At 54.3% G+C, this 19,980-nt stretch carries 13 protein-coding genes, 4 tRNA genes and 2 rRNA genes; all 19 read right to left on the reverse strand.

Annotation, left to right across the window (positions count from 1 at the left end; translation table 11 throughout):
* Positions 1–100 precede the first annotated feature (100 nt).
* A complete protein-coding gene (rpsL, locus tag AD669_RS24265; protein ID WP_003186084.1) occupies positions 101–472 on the reverse strand; it encodes a 30S ribosomal protein S12 in 372 nt (123 codons plus the stop codon).
* Positions 473–688: 216 nt separating this feature from the next.
* Positions 689–4,888, reverse strand: a complete 4,200-nt coding sequence (rpoC, locus tag AD669_RS24270; protein ID WP_053124316.1) for a DNA-directed RNA polymerase subunit beta' — start codon at positions 4,886–4,888, stop codon at positions 689–691.
* Between the two features lie 64 nt (positions 4,889–4,952).
* Complete coding sequence (gene rpoB, locus AD669_RS24275; RefSeq protein WP_008081909.1) at positions 4,953–9,026, reverse strand: DNA-directed RNA polymerase subunit beta; 4,074 nt, start codon at positions 9,024–9,026, stop codon at positions 4,953–4,955.
* Positions 9,027–9,247: 221 nt separating this feature from the next.
* On the reverse strand, positions 9,248–9,613 hold the full coding sequence (gene rplL, locus AD669_RS24280) for a 50S ribosomal protein L7/L12 (protein WP_053124318.1): 366 nt from the start codon (positions 9,611–9,613) through the stop codon (positions 9,248–9,250).
* 79 nt (positions 9,614–9,692) lie between these two features.
* A complete protein-coding gene (gene rplJ / locus AD669_RS24285; protein ID WP_053124320.1) occupies positions 9,693–10,193 on the reverse strand; it encodes a 50S ribosomal protein L10 in 501 nt (166 codons plus the stop codon).
* A gap of 196 nt (positions 10,194–10,389) precedes the next feature.
* A complete protein-coding gene (rplA, locus tag AD669_RS24290; protein WP_053124322.1) occupies positions 10,390–11,085 on the reverse strand; it encodes a 50S ribosomal protein L1 in 696 nt (231 codons plus the stop codon).
* A complete protein-coding gene (gene rplK, locus AD669_RS24295) occupies positions 11,085–11,516 on the reverse strand; it encodes a 50S ribosomal protein L11 (RefSeq protein WP_003228756.1) in 432 nt (143 codons plus the stop codon). Before rplK ends, rplA begins: the two co-directional genes overlap by 1 nt.
* 117 nt (positions 11,517–11,633) lie before the next feature.
* Positions 11,634–12,167 carry a transcription termination/antitermination protein NusG gene (gene nusG, locus AD669_RS24300; RefSeq protein ID WP_007916492.1) on the reverse strand — a complete coding sequence of 178 codons (534 nt, stop codon included), beginning with the start codon at positions 12,165–12,167 and terminating at the stop codon, positions 11,634–11,636.
* A 9-nt stretch (positions 12,168–12,176) separates the two neighbouring features.
* On the reverse strand, positions 12,177–12,545 hold the full coding sequence (gene secE, locus AD669_RS24305) for a preprotein translocase subunit SecE (RefSeq protein WP_008081915.1): 369 nt from the start codon (positions 12,543–12,545) through the stop codon (positions 12,177–12,179).
* A 45-nt stretch (positions 12,546–12,590) separates the two neighbouring features.
* Positions 12,591–12,666: transfer RNA gene (locus tag AD669_RS24310), tRNA-Trp, on the reverse strand.
* Between the two features lie 53 nt (positions 12,667–12,719).
* Positions 12,720–13,913, reverse strand: a complete 1,194-nt coding sequence (gene tuf / locus AD669_RS24315; protein ID WP_053124324.1) for an elongation factor Tu — start codon at positions 13,911–13,913, stop codon at positions 12,720–12,722.
* A gap of 84 nt (positions 13,914–13,997) precedes the next feature.
* A tRNA-Thr gene (locus AD669_RS24320) sits at positions 13,998–14,073 on the reverse strand.
* 26 nt (positions 14,074–14,099) lie between these two features.
* Positions 14,100–14,173, reverse strand: a tRNA-Gly gene (locus tag AD669_RS24325).
* A gap of 25 nt (positions 14,174–14,198) precedes the next feature.
* Positions 14,199–14,283: transfer RNA gene (locus tag AD669_RS24330), tRNA-Tyr, on the reverse strand.
* A gap of 143 nt (positions 14,284–14,426) precedes the next feature.
* Positions 14,427–14,864 carry a hypothetical protein gene (locus AD669_RS24335; protein WP_053124326.1) on the reverse strand — a complete coding sequence of 146 codons (438 nt, stop codon included), beginning with the start codon at positions 14,862–14,864 and terminating at the stop codon, positions 14,427–14,429.
* Between the two features lie 7 nt (positions 14,865–14,871).
* A complete protein-coding gene (locus AD669_RS24340) occupies positions 14,872–15,621 on the reverse strand; it encodes a pantothenate kinase (RefSeq protein WP_053124327.1) in 750 nt (249 codons plus the stop codon).
* Entirely contained in the window at positions 15,611–16,564 is a 954-nt protein-coding gene (birA, locus tag AD669_RS24345; RefSeq protein WP_053124330.1) for a bifunctional biotin--[acetyl-CoA-carboxylase] ligase/biotin operon repressor BirA, read from the reverse strand. The genes AD669_RS24340 and birA overlap by 11 nt, the downstream gene beginning before the upstream one ends.
* A gap of 132 nt (positions 16,565–16,696) precedes the next feature.
* Positions 16,697–16,812, reverse strand: a 5S ribosomal RNA gene (gene rrf / locus AD669_RS24350).
* A 168-nt stretch (positions 16,813–16,980) separates the two neighbouring features.
* Positions 16,981–19,874, reverse strand: a 23S ribosomal RNA gene (locus AD669_RS24355).
* Positions 19,875–19,980 lie beyond the last annotated feature (106 nt).

Genomic DNA, 19,980 nt, shown 5'->3' on the forward strand with positions numbered 1-19,980 from the left:
CCTCAAGCGGTCTTCAGGTTAGCTCGGGACAGATCCAATGGATGCGTGCCCGACCTTACTCTTATCGACTCAATAAAATGAAAATCTGCAAAACGGCCGATTACTTCGGACGCTTGGTACCGTACTTCGAACGACCCTGGTTACGACCTTTAACGCCGGAAGTATCCAAAGAACCGCGAACGGTGTGGTAACGAACACCTGGCAAGTCTTTTACACGACCGCCGCGGATCAGTACCACGCTGTGCTCTTGCAGGTTGTGACCTTCACCACCGATGTACGAAGAAACTTCGAAACCGTTGGTCAGGCGCACACGGCATACTTTACGCAGTGCCGAGTTAGGTTTTTTCGGCGTGGTGGTGTACACACGGGTGCACACGCCACGACGTTGCGGGCAGTTCTGCAGCGCAGGTACGTCGGATTTCTCGACGATACGCTTACGCGGCTGACGTACCAGCTGGTTGATAGTTGCCATCTACTAGCTCCACTGTTGTCTTGCGACGCTATTGTCTTGCAAGAAAAGCAAAATGGCAGGAACGAATTCCCGCCAAATTTAGGGGATCAAGAGTCTAAAGAGGATCTTGTCCCCAGTCAAGGCAAGGCCCCGACCTCCCCGCCCCTCGAACCTCGACAAAATGTCTCGATTCGACGAACGGGGCGATCAGGGCCCTACTCTCATTTATCGCAGAACTCAGTTACCGCTCGAGTTCAACGCTTCGGTCAGTGCAGCTTCCACTTCACTGGCGCTTACGCGCAACGGCTTGTCTGCTTCACGACGACGCTTGCGCTCGCTGTGATATGCCAGGCCAGTACCGGCCGGGATCAGACGACCCACGACTACGTTTTCTTTCAGGCCGCGCAGGTAATCGCGCTTGCCGGTGACTGCCGCTTCGGTCAGTACGCGGGTGGTTTCCTGGAAGGAAGCCGCCGAGATGAACGATTCGGTGGACAACGACGCCTTGGTGATACCCAGCAGAACGCGAGTGAACTTGGAGACAAACTTGTCTTCCGCGCCCAGACGCTCGTTCTCTACCAGTACGTGAGTCAGTTCCATCTGGTCGCCCTTGATGAAACTCGAATCGCCGGATTCAGCGATCTCAACTTTACGCAGCATCTGACGCAAGATGGTCTCGATGTGCTTATCGTTGATCTTCACGCCTTGCAGACGGTAAACGTCCTGGATCTCGTTAACGATGTACTTGGCCAGCGCGCTCACACCCAGCAGACGCAGGATGTCGTGCGGATCGCTTGGACCGTCGGAGATAACTTCGCCGCGGTTTACCTGTTCGCCTTCGAAGACGTTCAGGTGACGCCACTTCGGAATCAGCTCTTCATACGGATCACTACCGTCGTTCGGGGTAATGACCAGACGGCGCTTGCCTTTGGTCTCTTTACCGAACGCGATGGTGCCGCTGACTTCAGCCAGAATCGACGCTTCTTTCGGACGACGAGCTTCGAACAAGTCGGCAACACGCGGCAGACCACCGGTGATGTCACGGGTCTTCGAAGTTTCTTGCGGGATACGCGCGATAACATCACCGATCGCGATCTTCGCACCATCCGCTACACCGACCAGGGCGTTGGCTGGCAGGAAGTACTGAGCGATAACGTCAGTGCCTGGCAGCAACAGATCCTTGCCGTTGTCATCGACCATCTTAACGGCAGGACGGATGTCTTTACCGGCAGCTGGACGATCTTTCGCGTCGAGTACTTCAATGTTGGTCATACCGGTCAATTCGTCAGTCTGACGCTTGATCGTGATGCCTTCTTCCATGCCCACGTAGGTCACGGTACCTTTCATTTCGGTAACGATCGGGTGAGTGTGCGGATCCCACTTGGCCACGATTGCGCCAGCGTCGACCTTGTCACCTTCTTTAACCGAAATCACAGCACCGTACGGCAGCTTGTAACGCTCGCGTTCACGACCGAATTCGTCAGCGATTGCCAACTCACCGGAACGGGACACAGCTACCAGGCAACCATCTACTCGCTCAACGTGTTTCAGGTTGTGCAGACGGACGGTACCGCCATTCTTCACCTGAACGCTGTCAGCTGCAGAGGTCCGGCTTGCCGCACCACCGATGTGGAACGTACGCATGGTCAGCTGGGTACCCGGCTCACCGATGGACTGGGCAGCGATAACGCCGACCGCTTCACCGATGTTCACCTGGTGACCACGAGCCAGATCGCGGCCGTAGCACTTGGCGCAGATGCCGTAGCGGGTTTCGCAGCTGATCGGCGAGCGAACGATCACTTCGTCGATGCTGTTGAGTTCGATGAACTCGACCCACTTCTCGTCTACCAGCGTGCCAGCAGGAACGATGACTTCTTCGGTACCAGGCTTGAATACGTCACGGGCAATAACACGACCCAATACGCGCTCACCCAACGGCTCTACAACGTCACCGCCTTCAATGTGCGGAGTCATCAGCAGACCGTGTTCGGTGCCGCAATCGATCTCGGTTACAACCAGATCCTGCGCCACGTCCACCAGACGACGAGTCAGGTAACCGGAGTTCGCAGTTTTCAACGCGGTATCCGCCAGACCTTTACGAGCACCGTGAGTGGAGATGAAGTACTGAAGTACGCTCAAACCTTCACGGAAGTTCGCAGTAATCGGCGTTTCAATGATGGAACCGTCCGGCTTGGCCATCAGACCACGCATACCGGCCAGCTGACGAATCTGTGCTGCGGAACCCCGCGCACCCGAGTCGGCCATCATGTACATCGAGTTGAAAGACTCTTGATCGACTTCAACGCCGTGACGGTCGATAACCTTCTCTTTCGAGAGGTTGGCCATCATTGCCTTGGAAACTTCGTCGTTCGCTTTCGACCAAAGGTCGATCACTTTGTTGTACTTCTCGCCCTGGGTTACCAGGCCGGAGGCGTACTGGCTCTCGATCTCTTTCACTTCGTCGGTAGCTGCACCGATGATGCGGGCTTTCTCGTCCGGGATAACGAAGTCGTTAACACCGATGGAAACGCCGGAGATGGTCGAGTAAGCGAAACCGGTGTACATCAACTGGTCAGCGAAGATCACGGTCTCTTTCAAACCAACCACGCGGTAGCACTGGTTGATCAGCTTGGAGATCGCCTTTTTCTTCATTGGCAGGTTGACGACGTCGTACGACAGACCTGGCGGAACAACCTGGAACAACAGCGCACGGCCAACGGTAGTGTCGACGATACGGGTGTTCTTGACGCTGCCACCGTCACGATCATTAACGGTTTCGTTAATACGTACTTTAACTTTGGCGTGCAGTGCGGCTTCGCCGGCACGGAACACACGGTCAACTTCCTGCAGATCCGCGAATACACGACCTTCGCCCTTGGCGTTGATCGCTTCACGAGTCATGTAGTACAGACCCAATACAACGTCCTGCGACGGAACGATGATTGGCTCACCGTTGGCTGGCGACAGAATGTTGTTGGTCGACATCATCAACGCACGCGCTTCCAACTGGGCTTCCAGTGTCAGCGGTACGTGCACGGCCATTTGGTCGCCGTCGAAGTCGGCGTTGTACGCGGCGCAGACCAGAGGGTGCAGCTGGATAGCCTTACCTTCGATCAGTACCGGTTCAAACGCCTGGATACCCAGACGGTGAAGGGTCGGTGCACGGTTGAGAAGAACCGGGTGTTCGCGAATCACTTCAGCGAGAACGTCCCAAACCTCTGGCAGTTCGCGCTCGACCATTTTCTTGGCCGCTTTGATGGTGGTCGCGAGACCACGCATTTCCAGCTTGCCGAAAATGAACGGTTTGAACAGCTCGAGAGCCATCTTCTTCGGCAGACCGCACTGGTGCAGACGCAGGGTCGGGCCTACGGTAATTACCGAACGACCGGAGTAGTCAACACGCTTACCGAGCAAGTTCTGACGGAAACGACCTTGCTTACCCTTGATCATGTCAGCCAGGGATTTCAGAGGACGCTTGTTCGAACCGGTGATAGCGCGGCCACGACGACCGTTGTCGAGCAGAGCATCGACAGCTTCCTGCAACATACGCTTTTCGTTGCGCACGATGATGTCCGGAGCGGACAGATCCAGCAGGCGCTTCAAACGGTTGTTACGGTTGATCACTCGACGATACAGATCGTTGAGGTCGGAAGTCGCGAAACGACCGCCATCCAGTGGTACCAGTGGACGCAGATCTGGCGGCAGAACCGGCAGAACGGTCAGCACCATCCACTCTGGCAGGTTGCCGGAACCCTGGAAGGCTTCCATCAACTTCAGACGCTTGGACAGCTTCTTGATCTTGGTTTCGGAGTTGGTTTGCGGAATTTCTTCACGCAGACGGCCAATCTCGTGTTCCAGGTCGATAGCGTGCAGCAGTTCACGGACAGCTTCTGCACCCATGCGGGCGTCGAAGTCGTCACCGAACTCTTCCAGCGCTTCGAAATACTGTTCGTCGTTCAGCAGCTGACCTTTTTCAAGGGTGGTCATGCCTGGATCGATAACGACATAGCTCTCGAAGTAGAGAACGCGTTCGATATCACGCAGGGTCATGTCCATCAGCAAGCCGATACGCGACGGCAGCGATTTCAGGAACCAGATGTGGGCAACCGGCGAAGCCAGTTCGATGTGCGCCATGCGCTCACGGCGAACCTTGGCCAGTGCAACTTCAACGCCGCACTTCTCGCAGATCACACCACGGTGCTTCAAGCGCTTGTACTTACCGCACAGGCACTCGTAATCCTTTACCGGGCCAAAGATCTTGGCGCAGAACAGGCCGTCACGCTCAGGTTTGAACGTACGGTAGTTGATGGTTTCCGGCTTTTTAACTTCACCGAACGACCATGAGCGGATCATCTCAGGCGAGGCCAATCCGATACGGATGGCGTCGAACTCTTCGACTTGACCCTGGTTTTTCAGCAAATTCAGTAGGTCTTTCAAGGCCTTTCCTCCTGGCGGAGCAGAGAGCGGGCAATCCTGCCCCGCTCTCGATTCGCGTCACGTGTTATTCGGTTTCCAGATCGATATCGATGCCGAGGGAACGAATTTCCTTGATCAACACGTTGAAGGACTCGGGCATGCCCGGCTCCATACGGTGATCGCCATCCACGATGTTTTTGTACATCTTGGTACGGCCGTTCACATCGTCCGACTTCACTGTGAGCATTTCTTGCAGAGTGTAAGCAGCACCGTATGCTTCCAGTGCCCAGACCTCCATCTCCCCGAAACGCTGACCACCGAACTGCGCCTTACCACCCAGCGGCTGCTGGGTAACCAGGCTGTACGAACCGGTAGAACGAGCGTGCATCTTGTCGTCTACCAAGTGGTTCAGCTTCAGCATGTACATGTAGCCAACGGTAACTGGACGCTCGAACTTGTTGCCGGTACGGCCGTCAGTCAGCTGCATCTGGCCGCTTTCCGGCAGGTCTGCCAGTTTCAGCATGGCCTTGATTTCGCTTTCCTTGGCGCCGTCGAACACTGGAGTGGCCATTGGAACGCCGCCACGCAGGTTCTTCGCCAGATCCAGGATTTCCTGATCGGAGAAGCTGTCCAGATCTTCGTTACGACCGCCGATCTGGTTGTAGATCTCGTCGAGGAAGGTACGCAGTTCAGCGACTTTACGCTGCTCTTCGATCATCCGGTTGATCTTCTCGCCCAGACCTTTGGCCGCGAGGCCCAGGTGGGTTTCAAGGATCTGACCAACGTTCATACGCGAAGGTACGCCCAGCGGGTTGAGGACGACGTCGACCGGGGTGCCATTGGCATCGTGCGGCATGTCTTCAACCGGCATGATCACGGAGACCACACCTTTGTTACCGTGACGACCGGCCATCTTGTCGCCCGGTTGGATGCGACGACGGATTGCCAGGTAAACCTTGACGATTTTCAGCACGCCTGGAGCCAGGTCATCGCCCTGCTGCAGTTTGCGCTTCTTGTCTTCGAACTTGTCGTCCAGCAGACGGCGGCGATCAACGATATAGGCCTGAGCCTTCTCGAGCTGCTCGTTCAGAGCATCTTCAGCCATGCGCAGTTTGAACCACTGACCATGCTCAAGACCGTCGAGTACTTCGTCGGTGATGTCCTGACCTTTCTTCAGACCTGCGCCGCCTTCAGCCTTGTGGCCTACCAGAGCGGAACGCAGACGTTCGAAGGTCGCGCCTTCAACGATACGGAACTCTTCGTTCAGATCCTTGCGGATCTCGTCGAGCTGAGTCTTCTCGATCGACAGTGCACGAGCATCACGCTCAACGCCGTCGCGGGTGAAGACCTGTACGTCGATGACAGTACCTTTGGTACCGGTAGGTACACGCAGGGAAGTGTCTTTAACGTCGCTGGCTTTTTCACCGAAGATTGCACGCAGCAGTTTTTCTTCCGGAGTCAGTTGGGTCTCGCCTTTCGGAGTGACCTTACCGACCAGGATGTCGCCTGCGCCAACTTCAGCACCAACATAAACGATACCGGCTTCGTCCAGTTTGTTCAGTGCAGCTTCACCCACGTTAGGGATGTCCGCAGTGATCTCTTCAGGCCCAAGCTTGGTGTCACGGGCCACACAGGTCAGTTCCTGAATGTGGATCGTGGTGAAACGGTCTTCTTGAACAACACGCTCGGACAGGCAGATGGAGTCTTCGAAGTTGAAGCCGTTCCATGCCATGAACGCGATGCGCATGTTCTGACCCAGTGCCAGTTCACCCATGTCGGTGGACGGGCCGTCGGCCATGATGTCGCTACGCTGAACGCGATCACCCTTACGCACCAGCGGACGCTGGTTGATGCAGGTGTTCTGGTTCGAGCGGGTGTATTTGGTCAGGTTGTAGATGTCGACACCAGCTTCGCCGGTTTCAACTTCGTCATCAGCAACACGAACCACGATACGGCTGGCGTCGACGGAATCGATCACGCCGCCACGACGAGCCACGACGCAAACGCCGGAGTCACGGGCTACGTTACGCTCCATGCCAGTACCTACCAGCGGCTTGTCAGCGCGCAGGGTTGGTACAGCTTGACGCTGCATGTTCGAACCCATCAACGCACGGTTGGCGTCGTCGTGCTCGAGGAACGGAATCAGCGACGCTGCAACCGAAACTACCTGCTTCGGCGAAACGTCCATCAAGGTGACTTCTTCAGGCGCCTTAACGGTGAATTCGTTCAGGTGACGTACGGCTACCAGTTCGTCGATCAGGACTTTCTGATCGTTCATAGTCGCCGAAGCCTGCGCGATCACGTGATCGGCTTCTTCAATAGCGGACAGGAACACGATCTCGTCGGTGACGACACCCTCTTTCACCACACGGTACGGGCTTTCCAGGAAGCCGTACTGGTTGGTGCGAGCGTACGCAGCCAGGGAGTTGATCAGACCGATGTTCGGACCTTCCGGCGTTTCAATCGGGCATACACGACCGTAGTGAGTCGGGTGTACGTCACGGACTTCAAAGCCTGCGCGTTCACGAGTCAGACCGCCAGGGCCGAGTGCAGAGACACGACGCTTGTGGGTGATCTCGGACAGCGGGTTGTTCTGGTCCATGAACTGCGAGAGCTGGCTGGAACCGAAGAACTCTTTCACCGCCGCAGCCACTGGCTTGGCGTTGATCAGATCTTGCGGCATCAGGCCTTCGCTTTCAGCCATCGACAGACGCTCTTTGACCGCACGCTCTACACGTACCAAGCCAACGCGGAACTGGTTCTCGGCCATTTCGCCTACGCAGCGAACACGACGGTTACCCAGGTGGTCGATGTCATCGACGATGCCCTTACCGTTACGGATGTCGACCAGAGTCTTCAGTACCGCGACGATGTCTTCCTTGCACAGCACGCCCGAACCTTCGATCTCGGTACGACCGATACGACGGTTGAACTTCATCCGGCCGACCGCAGACAGGTCATAGCGCTCAGGGCTGAAGAACAGGTTGTTGAACAGGGTTTCGGCAGCGTCTTTGGTTGGCGGCTCGCCTGGACGCATCATGCGATAGATCTCGACCAGCGCTTCCAATTGGTTGCTGGTGGAGTCGATCTTCAGCGTGTCAGAAACGAACGGACCGCAGTCGATGTCGTTGGTGTACAGAGTTTCGATGCGAACAACGCCGGACTTGGCAATTTTTGCCAGGACTTCGGTGTTCAGCTCGGTATTGCACTCTGCCAGGATTTCGCCGGTAGCCGGGTGCACGATGACCTTGGCGGTAGTACGGCCCAGGACATAGTCCAGAGGTACTTCCAGGGTCTTGATGCCGGCTTTTTCGATCTGGTTGATGTGGCGCGCGGTAATACGGCGGCCCGCTTCAACAATGACCTTGCCCTTCTCGTCCTGAATGTCCAGAACCGCAATTTCACCACGCAGACGCGAAGCAATCAGTTCCAGGCTGAGGGTTTCGCCGCTCAGGTGGAAAACGTTGGTGGTGTAGAAAGCGTCCAGCACTTCTTCAGTGGTATAGCCGAGCGCGCGCAGCAGTACCGATGCCGGCAGCTTGCGACGACGGTCGATACGCACGAACACGCAGTCTTTCGGGTCGAACTCGAAGTCCAGCCACGAACCGCGGTAAGGAATGATGCGCGCGGAGTACAGCAGTTTGCCTGAGCTATGCGTCTTGCCGCGGTCGTGGTCGAAGAACACGCCCGGGGAACGGTGCAGCTGGGAAACGATTACACGCTCGGTACCGTTGATTACGAAGGTACCGTTCTCAGTCATCAGGGGGATTTCACCCATGTAGACTTCTTGCTCTTTGATGTCCTTGATCGCTTTGTTCGACGATTCTTTGTCGAAAATGATCAGGCGCACTTTTACCCGCAAAGGTACGGCGAAAGTTACACCGCGCAATACGCATTCTTTGACATCAAATGCCGGTTCGCCCAAGCGATAACCGACGTACTCCAGCGCAGCATTGCCGGAGTAGCTGATGATCGGGAAAACGGATTTGAAGGCCGCATGCAGGCCCACGTCGCGGAACTGATCTTTAGTCGCTCCCGCTTGCAAGAATTCACGATACGAATCCAGCTGGATGGCCAGGAGGTAAGGCACATCCATGACGTCCGGCAACTTGCTAAAGTCCTTGCGGATACGTTTTTTCTCAGTATATGAGTAAGCCATCAGCGTTCCCCAGCTTGGTCACCTGCTTGTTTGGCCCCTCCCGACGGGAGCAGCCAGAAAATCGTGCAAACCCCATGGTTTGCGCCACCGCATCGGGTGGTTACAGCGCCTTTATCAGCACCGACCCAGTCGGCTGCCAATAACGGAAAAAGGCCGGTGGCAAGAGCCACCAGCCATCAGCCTGTCGCTTGACGCTCGGGCTGGAGGTGCAAAGTCGAAAGTTACTTAACTTCGACTTCAGCGCCTGCTTCTTCCAGCTTCTTCTTCGCGTCTTCAGCAGCTTCTTTCGAAACGCCTTCAGCGATAACCTGAGGAGCGGTGTCAACCTTCTCCTTGGCTTCTTTCAGACCCAGACCGGTCAGTTCACGTACAGCCTTGATCACGTTGACTTTCTTCTCGCCAGCGCCTTTCAGGATTACGTTGAACTCGGTTTGCTCTTCAACAACAGCGGCAGCAGCAGCTGGACCAGCAGAAGCAGCGGCAGCGGATACGCCGAACTTCTCTTCCATTGCCTTGATCAGCTCAACGATTTCCAGAACCGATTTTTCGCCGATTGCGTCGATGATTTGTTCGTTAGTCAGAGACATGACTTATTTCCTGAATTGGGGGATAGCCTGGAGGCCATCGAAATAAACAAAAATACGCGATAAAAGGAAACGCTCAGCCTTAGGCTGCAGCAGCTTCTTTCTGGTCGCGAAGTGCCGCCAGAGTACGAGCCAATTTGCTGGTAGCGCCTTGAATCACGCTCATCAGCTGGGAAATTGCTTCGTCACGGGTCGGCAGGCTTGCCAGTACGTCGATCTGATTAGCTGCGAGGAACTTGCCCTCGAACGCAGCTGCCTTGATCTCGAACTTGTCCTGACCTTTAGCGAACTCTTTGAACAGACGAGCAGCAGCGCCCGGGTGTTCGTTGGAGAATGCGATCAAGGTCGGGCCGGTGAACACGTCGTTGAGAACACTGTATTCAGTGTCAGCAACAGCGCGCTTGAGCAGGGTGTTACGTACAACACGTACGTAAACGCCAGCTTCACGAGCCTCTTTACGGAGTCCGGTCATTGCGCCTACTGTTACGCCACGTGCATCAACCACGACAGCGGACAGAGCGACTTTGGCAGCCTCGTTGACTTCAGCGACGATGGCCTTCTTGTCTTCGAGATAAATTGCCACGGGTTAACTCCTGCTTGTTACCGTTTCATTCGATCGAAACCGAATGTCGTTTTGGTGTCTGATTCGGTAAGGAACCGGGAGCACCATCTGCGTAGGCTTGTGTATTAAGACTTGCGTCGCCTACGGTCTTGGATAGCCCCCGCCAGGCAGGGACCCCAATCTTTCAATTGACGTGCAAAGCACGCCAACTTTTGTCTTAAGCGTCCAGCGAGCTCTGGTCGATAACCAGACCTGGGCCCATAGTGGTGCTCAGGGTAACGCGCTTAACGTAAATACCTTTCGAGGAAGCTGGCTTGATACGCTTCAGATCAGCGATCAGGGCTTCAACGTTTTCCTTCAGCTTGACGGCGTCGAAGCCCATCTTGCCAACGGAGGTGTGGATAATGCCGTTTTTGTCGGTGCGATAACGAACCTGACCAGCTTTAGCGTTTTTAACAGCAGTCGCTACGTCTGGAGTTACGGTACCAACCTTAGGGTTAGGCATCAGACCACGTGGGCCGAGGATCTGACCCAGTTGACCTACAACGCGCATTGCATCCGGGGATGCGATCACTACGTCATAGTTCAGGTCGCCGCCTTTCATTTCGGCAGCCAGGTCGTCCATACCTACGCGATCAGCGCCGGCAGCCAGAGCGGCTTCAGCAGCCGGGCCTTGGGTGAACACAGCAACGCGAACGGTCTTGCCAGTGCCGTGCGGCAGCACAGTAGCGCTACGAACGACCTGGTCGGATTTACGCGGGTCTACACCGAGGTTTACAGCAATGTCGAACGACTCGCTGAACTTGACAGTCGACAGCTCAGCCAGCAGAGCAGCAGCGTCTACAAAGCTGTAGCTTTTGCCTGCTTCGATTTTGCCGGCGATAGCCTTTTGGCGCTTGGTCAGCTTAGCCATTACACACCCTCCACGTTAAGGCCCATGCTACGAGCGGAACCGGCGATGGTACGCACGGCCGCATCCATATCAGCTGCAGTCAGATCCGCGTTTTTGGTTTTCGCGATTTCTTCCAGCTGAGCACGGGTAACGGTGCCAACCTTAACGGTGTTCGGACGAGCGGAACCGCTAGTCAGACCAGCCGCTTTCTTCAGCAGAACCGAAGCAGGGGTGGACTTGGTTTCGAAAGTGAAGCTACGGTCGCTGTAGACAGTGATGATCACTGGAGTCGGCAGACCAGCTTCAAGACCCTGAGTACGGGCGTTGAAAGCCTTGCAGAATTCCATGATGTTCACGCCGTGCTGACCCAGAGCTGGACCAACAGGTGGGCTTGGGTTAGCCTGAGCGGCCTTCACTTGCAGCTTGATGTAAGCGGTAATCTTCTTGGCCATGAGGCACTCCAATTACGGGTTCGAACGCCTCGAAAGGCTCCCCGGTTACTTGCGCGTTTATCCCAGTGACGACAAAACCCCACAGCCTAAGGCTGCGGGGTTGGGATGCTTTTTCAGTTAGACCTTTTCGACCTGACTGAACTCCAACTCTACCGGAGTAGAGCGACCGAAAATGAGCACTGCCACTTGGATCCGGCTCTTTTCGTAGTTAACTTCTTCAACAACGCCATTGAAATCAGCGAATGGACCGTCGTTGACTCGCACCGTTTCGCCCGGCTCGAAGAGAGTCTTCGGCTTAGGCTTGTCGCTACCATCAGCAACACGACGCAGAATTGCTTCTGCCTCTTTATCGGTGATTGGTGCAGGCTTGTCAGCGGTACCGCCGATGAAACCCATCACCCGAGGAGTATCCTTGACCAAGTGCCAAGTACCCTCATTCATGTCCATCTGAACCAGCACATAACCTGGGAAGAACTTGCGCTCGCTTTTGCGTTTCTGGCCATTACGCATTTCAACCACTTCTTCAGTGGGAACCAGAATTTCGCCGAAGCCATCTTCCATGCCAGCCAGCTTTACACGCTCTACCAAAGAGCGCATGACATGCTTCTCGTAACCCGAGTAAGCATGCACAACGTACCAACGCTTAGCCACGGGACACCCTTAGCCGACAATCAAGGAAACAAGCCAGCCGAGCAGGGAATCAAGCCCCCACAACAGCAACGCCATAACCAGAACAACAGCCACTACGATCAACGTGGTCTGCGTGGTTTCTTGGCGAGTTGGCCATACGACTTTACGAATCTCGGTGCGAGCTTCCTTAACCAGTACAAAGAAAGACTTGCCCTTGGCTGTCTGCAAGCCTACAAAGGCAGCTACAGCAGCGAGAGCAAGCAATGCCAGCACGCGGTACAGGATCGGCGAAGCAGAGTAATACTGATTGCCAACAACGCCAACAACCACCAAAGCAACTACTACAAGCCACTTGAGCAGATCGAAGCGAGAGCCTTGAGCTTCAGCCTTAGGAGTCATCTATGAAGATCCTGTGAAAAGAAAGCCAGACACACTGAGTGAATCTGGCAGGTCAGGAGGGAATCGAACCCCCAACCTACGGTTTTGGAGACCGTCGCTCTGCCAATTGAGCTACTGACCTAAAACAAAATCAGGCCGACCATTATGCCGGCCCGAAAAAGACATTACAACTGTTTACTCGATGATTTTGGCTACGACACCAGCGCCGACGGTACGACCGCCTTCACGGATAGCGAAACGCAGACCGTCTTCCATCGCGATGGTTTTGATCAGGGTAACAGTCATCTGAATGTTGTCACCTGGCATTACCATTTCAACGCCTTCTGGCAGCTCGCAGTTACCAGTCACGTCAGTCGTACGGAAGTAGAACTGTGGACGGTAGCCTTTGAAGAACGGAGTATGACGGCCGCCTTCTTCCTTGCTCAGAACGTATACTTCTGCAGTGAACTTGGTGTGCGGCTTAACCGAACCCGGCTTAACCAGAACCTGACCACGTTCAACGTCGTCACGCTTGGTGCCACGCAGCAGAACGCCGCAGTTCTCGCCAGCACGACCTTCGTCGAGCAGCTTGCGGAACATTTCAACACCGGTGCAAGTAGTCACGGTGGTGTCACGCAGACCAACGATTTCCAGCGGATCTTGAACGCGAACGATACCGCGCTCGATACGACCAGTTACAACAGTACCGCGACCGGAGATCGAGAATACGTCTTCGATTGGCATCAGGAACGGCTTGTCAGTCACACGAACTGGTTCTGGGATGTAGCTGTCCAGAGTTTCAACCAGCTTCTTGACGGCAGTGGTGCCCATCTCGTTGTCGTCTTTGCCTTCCAGCGCCATACGAGCCGAACCGATGATGATTGGAGTGTCATCACCCGGGAAGTCGTAAGTCGACAACAGGTCACGAACTTCCATCTCAACCAGTTCCAGCAGCTCAGCGTCATCTACCAGGTCAGCCTTGTTCAGGAAAACCACGATGTACGGAACGCCTACCTGACGGGACAGCAGGATGTGCTCACGGGTTTGCGGCATCGGACCATCAGCGGCCGAGCAAACCAGAATAGCGCCATCCATCTGAGCAGCACCGGTGATCATGTTCTTCACATAGTCAGCGTGACCTGGGCAGTCAACGTGAGCGTAGTGACGGATCTTCGAGTTGTACTCAACGTGCGCAGTGTTGATGGTGATACCGCGCGCTTTTTCTTCTGGGGCGCTGTCGATCTTGTCGAAATCAACGATTGCCGAACCGAACACTTCGGAGCAAACGCGAGTCAGAGCAGCAGTCAGCGTGGTTTTACCGTGGTCAACGTGACCAATGGTCCCAACGTTGACGTGCGGCAGGGAACGATCAAATTTTTCCTTAGCCATCGATATCACCCTTAACAGAAGAATTGAGCAAACCACATTAGCCATTAAAACAAAGGCAGATATTTTCATATCTGCCTTGTTATATGGAGCTCTTGAGCGGATTTGAACCGCTGACCTCACCCTTACCAAGGGTGTGCTCTACCAACTGAGCTACAAGAGCAAAACACTTTGCACAACCTGCAAACTTGGAGCGGGTAGCGGGAATCGAACCCGCATCATCAGCTTGGAAGGCTGAGGTTCTACCACTAAACTATACCCGCGGAGCTTGCAGCTCACGCTTAAATCTGGTGGAGGGAGAAGGATTCGAACCTTCGAAGTCGTAGACGTCAGATTTACAGTCTGATCCCTTTGGCCGCTCGGGAACCCCTCCTAATCAGGCCGGCATTCTATACTATGCCAAACCCCTGTCAAGCATTTTCTCATTTAAAAACCTGAGGTTAGCTGCATTGACATCACTCTACTGCTGCGACCTTTTCAGGTCTTCGCTGTGGAGCGGGCGCCATTCTATGCAAACTATTCAGTAGGTGCAACCCCCTCGCACAGCATTATTTTATGTTTTAACTCATTGAATTCCTTGGAAAGGTTCTGCAGCTGCAAATCACCCAGCAAACGTTCGCCCTCAGGCGCGATCCGGAGCCAATAACCACCCTCCGGGACGTTTTTCTGCAAGGGTTGCGAGCGAACCTTCATTTCCTCAAGACGCCGCTCAAGGGACAAGGCCGGATCCTGAACTGCAAAACCACCCACATAAAGGCATTTTTCTTCGCCCTGGGCAGCTTCGGATTTCTCGCGGGAGGCGCCGCCGCTCTCACTTAGCAACCGAATATCCTGCTGCGACCCCTTATATAAACTGAGAGGCGTGACATCCTTGGCACGCAAAGGAGCTTCCTGCTGGTGCCAGACGTAATAGAACACATTGAGAACAAGGAGCAGCAGGAACAACCAACGCATACGAACCTCAGGACAAAGGACAGGCCATCGCCAACCCTACGAAAACCAAATCCGGGACGAGACGAGCACCAGGAGCAACACTGGCAACCAAGTCAGCATCACCGCCAGTGACAAACACTGTAAAACTCTCCCCCCAATACTCACGCGCGATATCTAACTGAGTGAGTACAAATCCTTTAAGCATCAAAGAACAGCCCCGCTCTACAGCCTCAACCGTGGTTCGCCCAGGAGCCAGGCTCGTCAAGGCACGCTCCGCCGCAACATCTCCATAACGAATCTTCCGTGTATGGGTTCGCAATTGATTACGCATCAACGGCATGCCCGGACAGATAAAGCCACCCAAGTGCTCTCCATCTGCCGAGATGAAATCGGCGGTAACTGCCGTACCAAAATCCAGCACCAGGCAGGCACCCGACGCCAGGTGATACCCACCAAGCATGGCAAGCCACCGATCAAGCCCCAACCGCTCATAGTCTTCGTAGCCGTTTTTGACTCCGGACATTTCCCGAGCGGGCTGAGCGCACACCGCAGAAACACCGAACGCTTGCTCAAGCAGCTTAATGAGCGCTTCGGTTTCTTCAGCAGTCCTGACACTGACCAAACGGCATTTACGCAAAGATATTTTGCCAAGTGAGCGCAGACTTTCGATCAACGCCGAGTCGGAATCGACCACCCCCTCAGAAAACAGAGACGCAGCCGCGGCGTCCAATACACGCCACTTTATGAAGCTGTTGCCGCAATCGAGCTCAAGAATCATCACGCAACCTCAAGCTGAGCTCACCACCACTAAAAAGTTTTTCCACACCATCCACCTGCAATCGCAGCGCACCTTGATTATCAATTCCGAGCACAACACCATCGATCTGGTTAGTGCCGGCGATCAATGAAACAGACCGCCCCTGCCACAGATGGCCTTCCTGCCACTCGGCTTGTAGAGCCGAGAAGCCTCTATCCTGGTGACGCTGGATATATGCCTGCAACTGCTCGCTCAACTGAACAGCTAACGCGTTGCGATCGCAGACCTGACCAGACTCGAGTCGAACGGATGTCCATTGCTGATCGACTTCCTCAGCGGCCTGCATATTAACGTTGATGCCTATGCCCAAGACCACGTGACAAACGTCCGCGGGATCGCCGACGAGCTCAAGCAAGATACCGGCGATTTTCTTATTACCGACCAGAACATCGTTCGGCCACTTCAATCCCGCCCCTGCGACACCGACTTTTCGCAAGGTGTGCATGACAGCTAGACCCACGACAAGGCTCAAACCTTCCAACTGCCGCATTCCGCCATCGATGCGCAGCACGAGACTGTAATAAAGGTTGTCAGCAAATGGACTCACCCACTTGCGCCCTCTCCGTCCGCGCCCAGACACCTGCCGTTCAGCAAGCACGAGAAAAGGCGCCGATCGGCCCTGACCGATCGCGCGCAATCCCTCGGCATTTGTCGAGTCAATGGAGTCGAATACTGCAACCGGCCAGCCTGGCGCCATTTCCGCTATTTTGAGAGGATCAAGCAACATCAGAGGCGTCGCCAATTGATACCCGCGCCCGCGAACTTTATGGATGGACAGCCCGAGTTCAGCCTCAAGATGCTGAAGCTGTTTCCATACTGCACTTCGACTAATCCCCAGGGCCGCCCCCAGATCCTGACCAGAATGGAATCGCCCATCCTTCAGAAGGTTCAACAACGTCAACATGCAGGTCTCGCCTCACAATGAGGCCCGAATAATAGCTATGCCCCGGGCCGTTGCATAGAAATCAAGCACATGCATTTCCTGCGGGCAAAACAAAACCCCAACTGCTTTCGCAATTGGGGTTTCGGAATTTAATCTTGACGATGACCTACTCTCACATGGGGAAACCCCACACTACCATCGGCGATGCATCGTTTCACTGCTGAGTTCGGGATGGGATCAGGTGGTTCCAACGCTCTATGGTCGTCAAGAAATTCGGGTACTGAGTCGTGACCAGATGGCCTCGCTTCAGCAAATCGGGTATGTGACAGCTTTCGGTGTTTGTGAACATCGAACTTTCGGTTCGTTTCGTCTTCACACACCGCAATCTGGTCTCTCTCGTCTTTTCAACTAGGAGCATCAAATTGCTTGGGTGTTATATGGTCAAGCCTCACGGGCAATTAGTATTGGTTAGCTCAACGCCTCACAGCGCTTACACACCCAACCTATCAACGTCGTAGTCTTCGACGGCCCTTCAGGGAACTCAAGGTTCCAGTGAGATCTCATCTTGAGGCTAGTTTCCCGCTTAGATGCTTTCAGCGGTTATCTATTCCGAACATAGCTACCCGGCAATGCCACTGGCGTGACAACCGGAACACCAGAGGTTCGTCCACTCCGGTCCTCTCGTACTAGGAGCAGCCCCTCTCAAATCTCAAACGTCCACGGCAGATAGGGACCGAACTGTCTCACGACGTTCTAAACCCAGCTCGCGTACCACTTTAAATGGCGAACAGCCATACCCTTGGGACCGGCTTCAGCCCCAGGATGTGATGAGCCGACATCGAGGTGCCAAACACCGCCGTCGATATGAACTCTTGGGCGGTATCAGCCTGTTATCCCCGGAGTACCTTTTATCCGTTGAGCGATGGCCCTTCCATACAGAACCACCGGATCACTAAGACCTACTTTCGTACCTGCTCGACGTGTCTGTCTCGCAGTCAAGCGCGCTTTTGCCTTTATACTCTACGACCGATTTCCGACCGGTCTGAGCGCACCTTCGTACTCCTCCGTTACTCTTTAGGAGGAGACCGCCCCAGTCAAACTACCCACCATACACTGTCCTCGATCCGGATAACGGACCTGAGTTAGAACCTCAAAGTTGCCAGGGTGGTATTTCAAGGTTGGCTCCACGCGAACTGGCGTCCACGCTTCAAAGCCTCCCACCTATCCTACACAAGCAAATTCAAAGTCCAGTGCAAAGCTATAGTAAAGGTTCACGGGGTCTTTCCGTCTAGCCGCGGATACACTGCATCTTCACAGCGATTTCAATTTCACTGAGTCTCGGGTGGAGACAGCGCCGCCATCGTTACGCCATTCGTGCAGGTCGGAACTTACCCGACAAGGAATTTCGCTACCTTAGGACCGTTATAGTTACGGCCGCCGTTTACCGGGGCTTCGATCAAGAGCTTCGCGTTAGCTAACCCCATCAATTAACCTTCCGGCACCGGGCAGGCGTCACACCCTATACGTCCACTTTCGTGTTTGCAGAGTGCTGTGTTTTTAATAAACAGTCGCAGCGGCCTGGTATCTTCGACCGGCATGAGCTTACGGAGCAAGTCCTTCACCCTCACCGGCGCACCTTCTCCCGAAGTTACGGTGCCATTTTGCCTAGTTCCTTCACCCGAGTTCTCTCAAGCGCCTTGGTATTCTCTACCCAACCACCTGTGTCGGTTTGGGGTACGGTTCCTGGTTACCTGAAGCTTAGAAGCTTTTCTTGGAAGCATGGCATCAACCACTTCGTGTTCTAAAAGAACACTCGTCATCAGCTCTCGGCCTTAAGATCCCGGATTTACCTAAGATCTCAGCCTACCACCTTAAACTTGGACAACCAACGCCAAGCTGGCCTAGCCTTCTCCGTCCCTCCATCGCAATAACCAGAAGTACAGGAATATTAACCTGTTTTCCATCGACTACGCTTTTCAGCCTCGCCTTAGGGACCGACTAACCCTGCGTCGATTAACGTTGCGCAGGAAACCTTGGTCTTTCGGCGTGGGTGTTTTTCACACCCATTGTCGTTACTCATGTCAGCATTCGCACTTCTGATACCTCCAGCAAGCTTCTCAACTCACCTTCACAGGCTTACAGAACGCTCCTCTACCGCATCATCCGAAGATGATACCCGTAGCTTCGGTGTATGGTTTGAGCCCCGTTACATCTTCCGCGCAGGCCGACTCGACTAGTGAGCTATTACGCTTTCTTTAAAGGGTGGCTGCTTCTAAGCCAACCTCCTAGCTGTCTAAGCCTTCCCACATCGTTTCCCACTTAACCATAACTTTGGGACCTTAGCTGACGGTCTGGGTTGTTTCCCTTTTCACGACGGACGTTAGCACCCGCCGTGTGTCTCCCATGCTCGGCACTTGTAGGTATTCGGAGTTTGCATCGGTTTGGTAAGTCGGGATGACCCCCTAGCCGAAACAGTGCTCTACCCCCTACAGTGATACATGAGGCGCTACCTAAATAGCTTTCGAGGAGAACCAGCTATCTCCGAGCTTGATTAGCCTTTCACTCCGATCCACAGGTCATCCGCTAACTTTTCAACGGTAGTCGGTTCGGTCCTCCAGTTAGTGTTACCCAACCTTCAACCTGCCCATGGATAGATCGCCCGGTTTCGGGTCTATTCCCAGCGACTAGACGCCCTATTAAGACTCGCTTTCGCTACGCCTCCCCTATTCGGTTAAGCTCGCCACTGAAAATAAGTCGCTGACCCATTATACAAAAGGTACGCAGTCACAGAACAAAGTCTGCTCCCACTGCTTGTACGCATACGGTTTCAGGATCTATTTCACTCCCCTCTCCGGGGTTCTTTTCGCCTTTCCCTCACGGTACTAGTTCACTATCGGTCAGTCAGTAGTATTTAGCCTTGGAGGATGGTCCCCCCATATTCAGACAAAGTTTCTCGTGCTCCGTCCTACTCGATTTCATGACTAAGAGATTTTCGCGTACAGGGCTATCACCCACTATGGCCGCACTTTCCAGAGCGTTCCGCTAATCTCAAAGCCACTTAAGGGCTAGTCCCCGTTCGCTCGCCACTACTAAGGGAATCTCGGTTGATTTCTTTTCCTCAGGGTACTTAGATGTTTCAGTTCCCCTGGTTCGCCTCTTGCACCTATGTATTCAGTACAAGATAACCATCTTATGATGGCTGGGTTCCCCCATTCAGACATCTCCGGATCAAAGTCTGTTTGCCGACTCCCCGAAGCTTTTCGCAGGCTACCACGTCTTTCATCGCCTCTGACTGCCAAGGCATCCACCGTATGCGCTTCTTCACTTGACCATATAACCCCAAGCAATCTGGTTATACTGTGAAGACGACATTCGCCGAAAATTCGAATTTCTCATTTAAGAGAACTCACAAATTTTACCTTAGCCTGATCCGTTAC

Origin of the sequence: Pseudomonas sp. P1.31, assembly GCF_001269815.1 — a bacterium.
GTDB lineage: Bacteria > Pseudomonadota > Gammaproteobacteria > Pseudomonadales > Pseudomonadaceae > Aquipseudomonas > Aquipseudomonas rustica.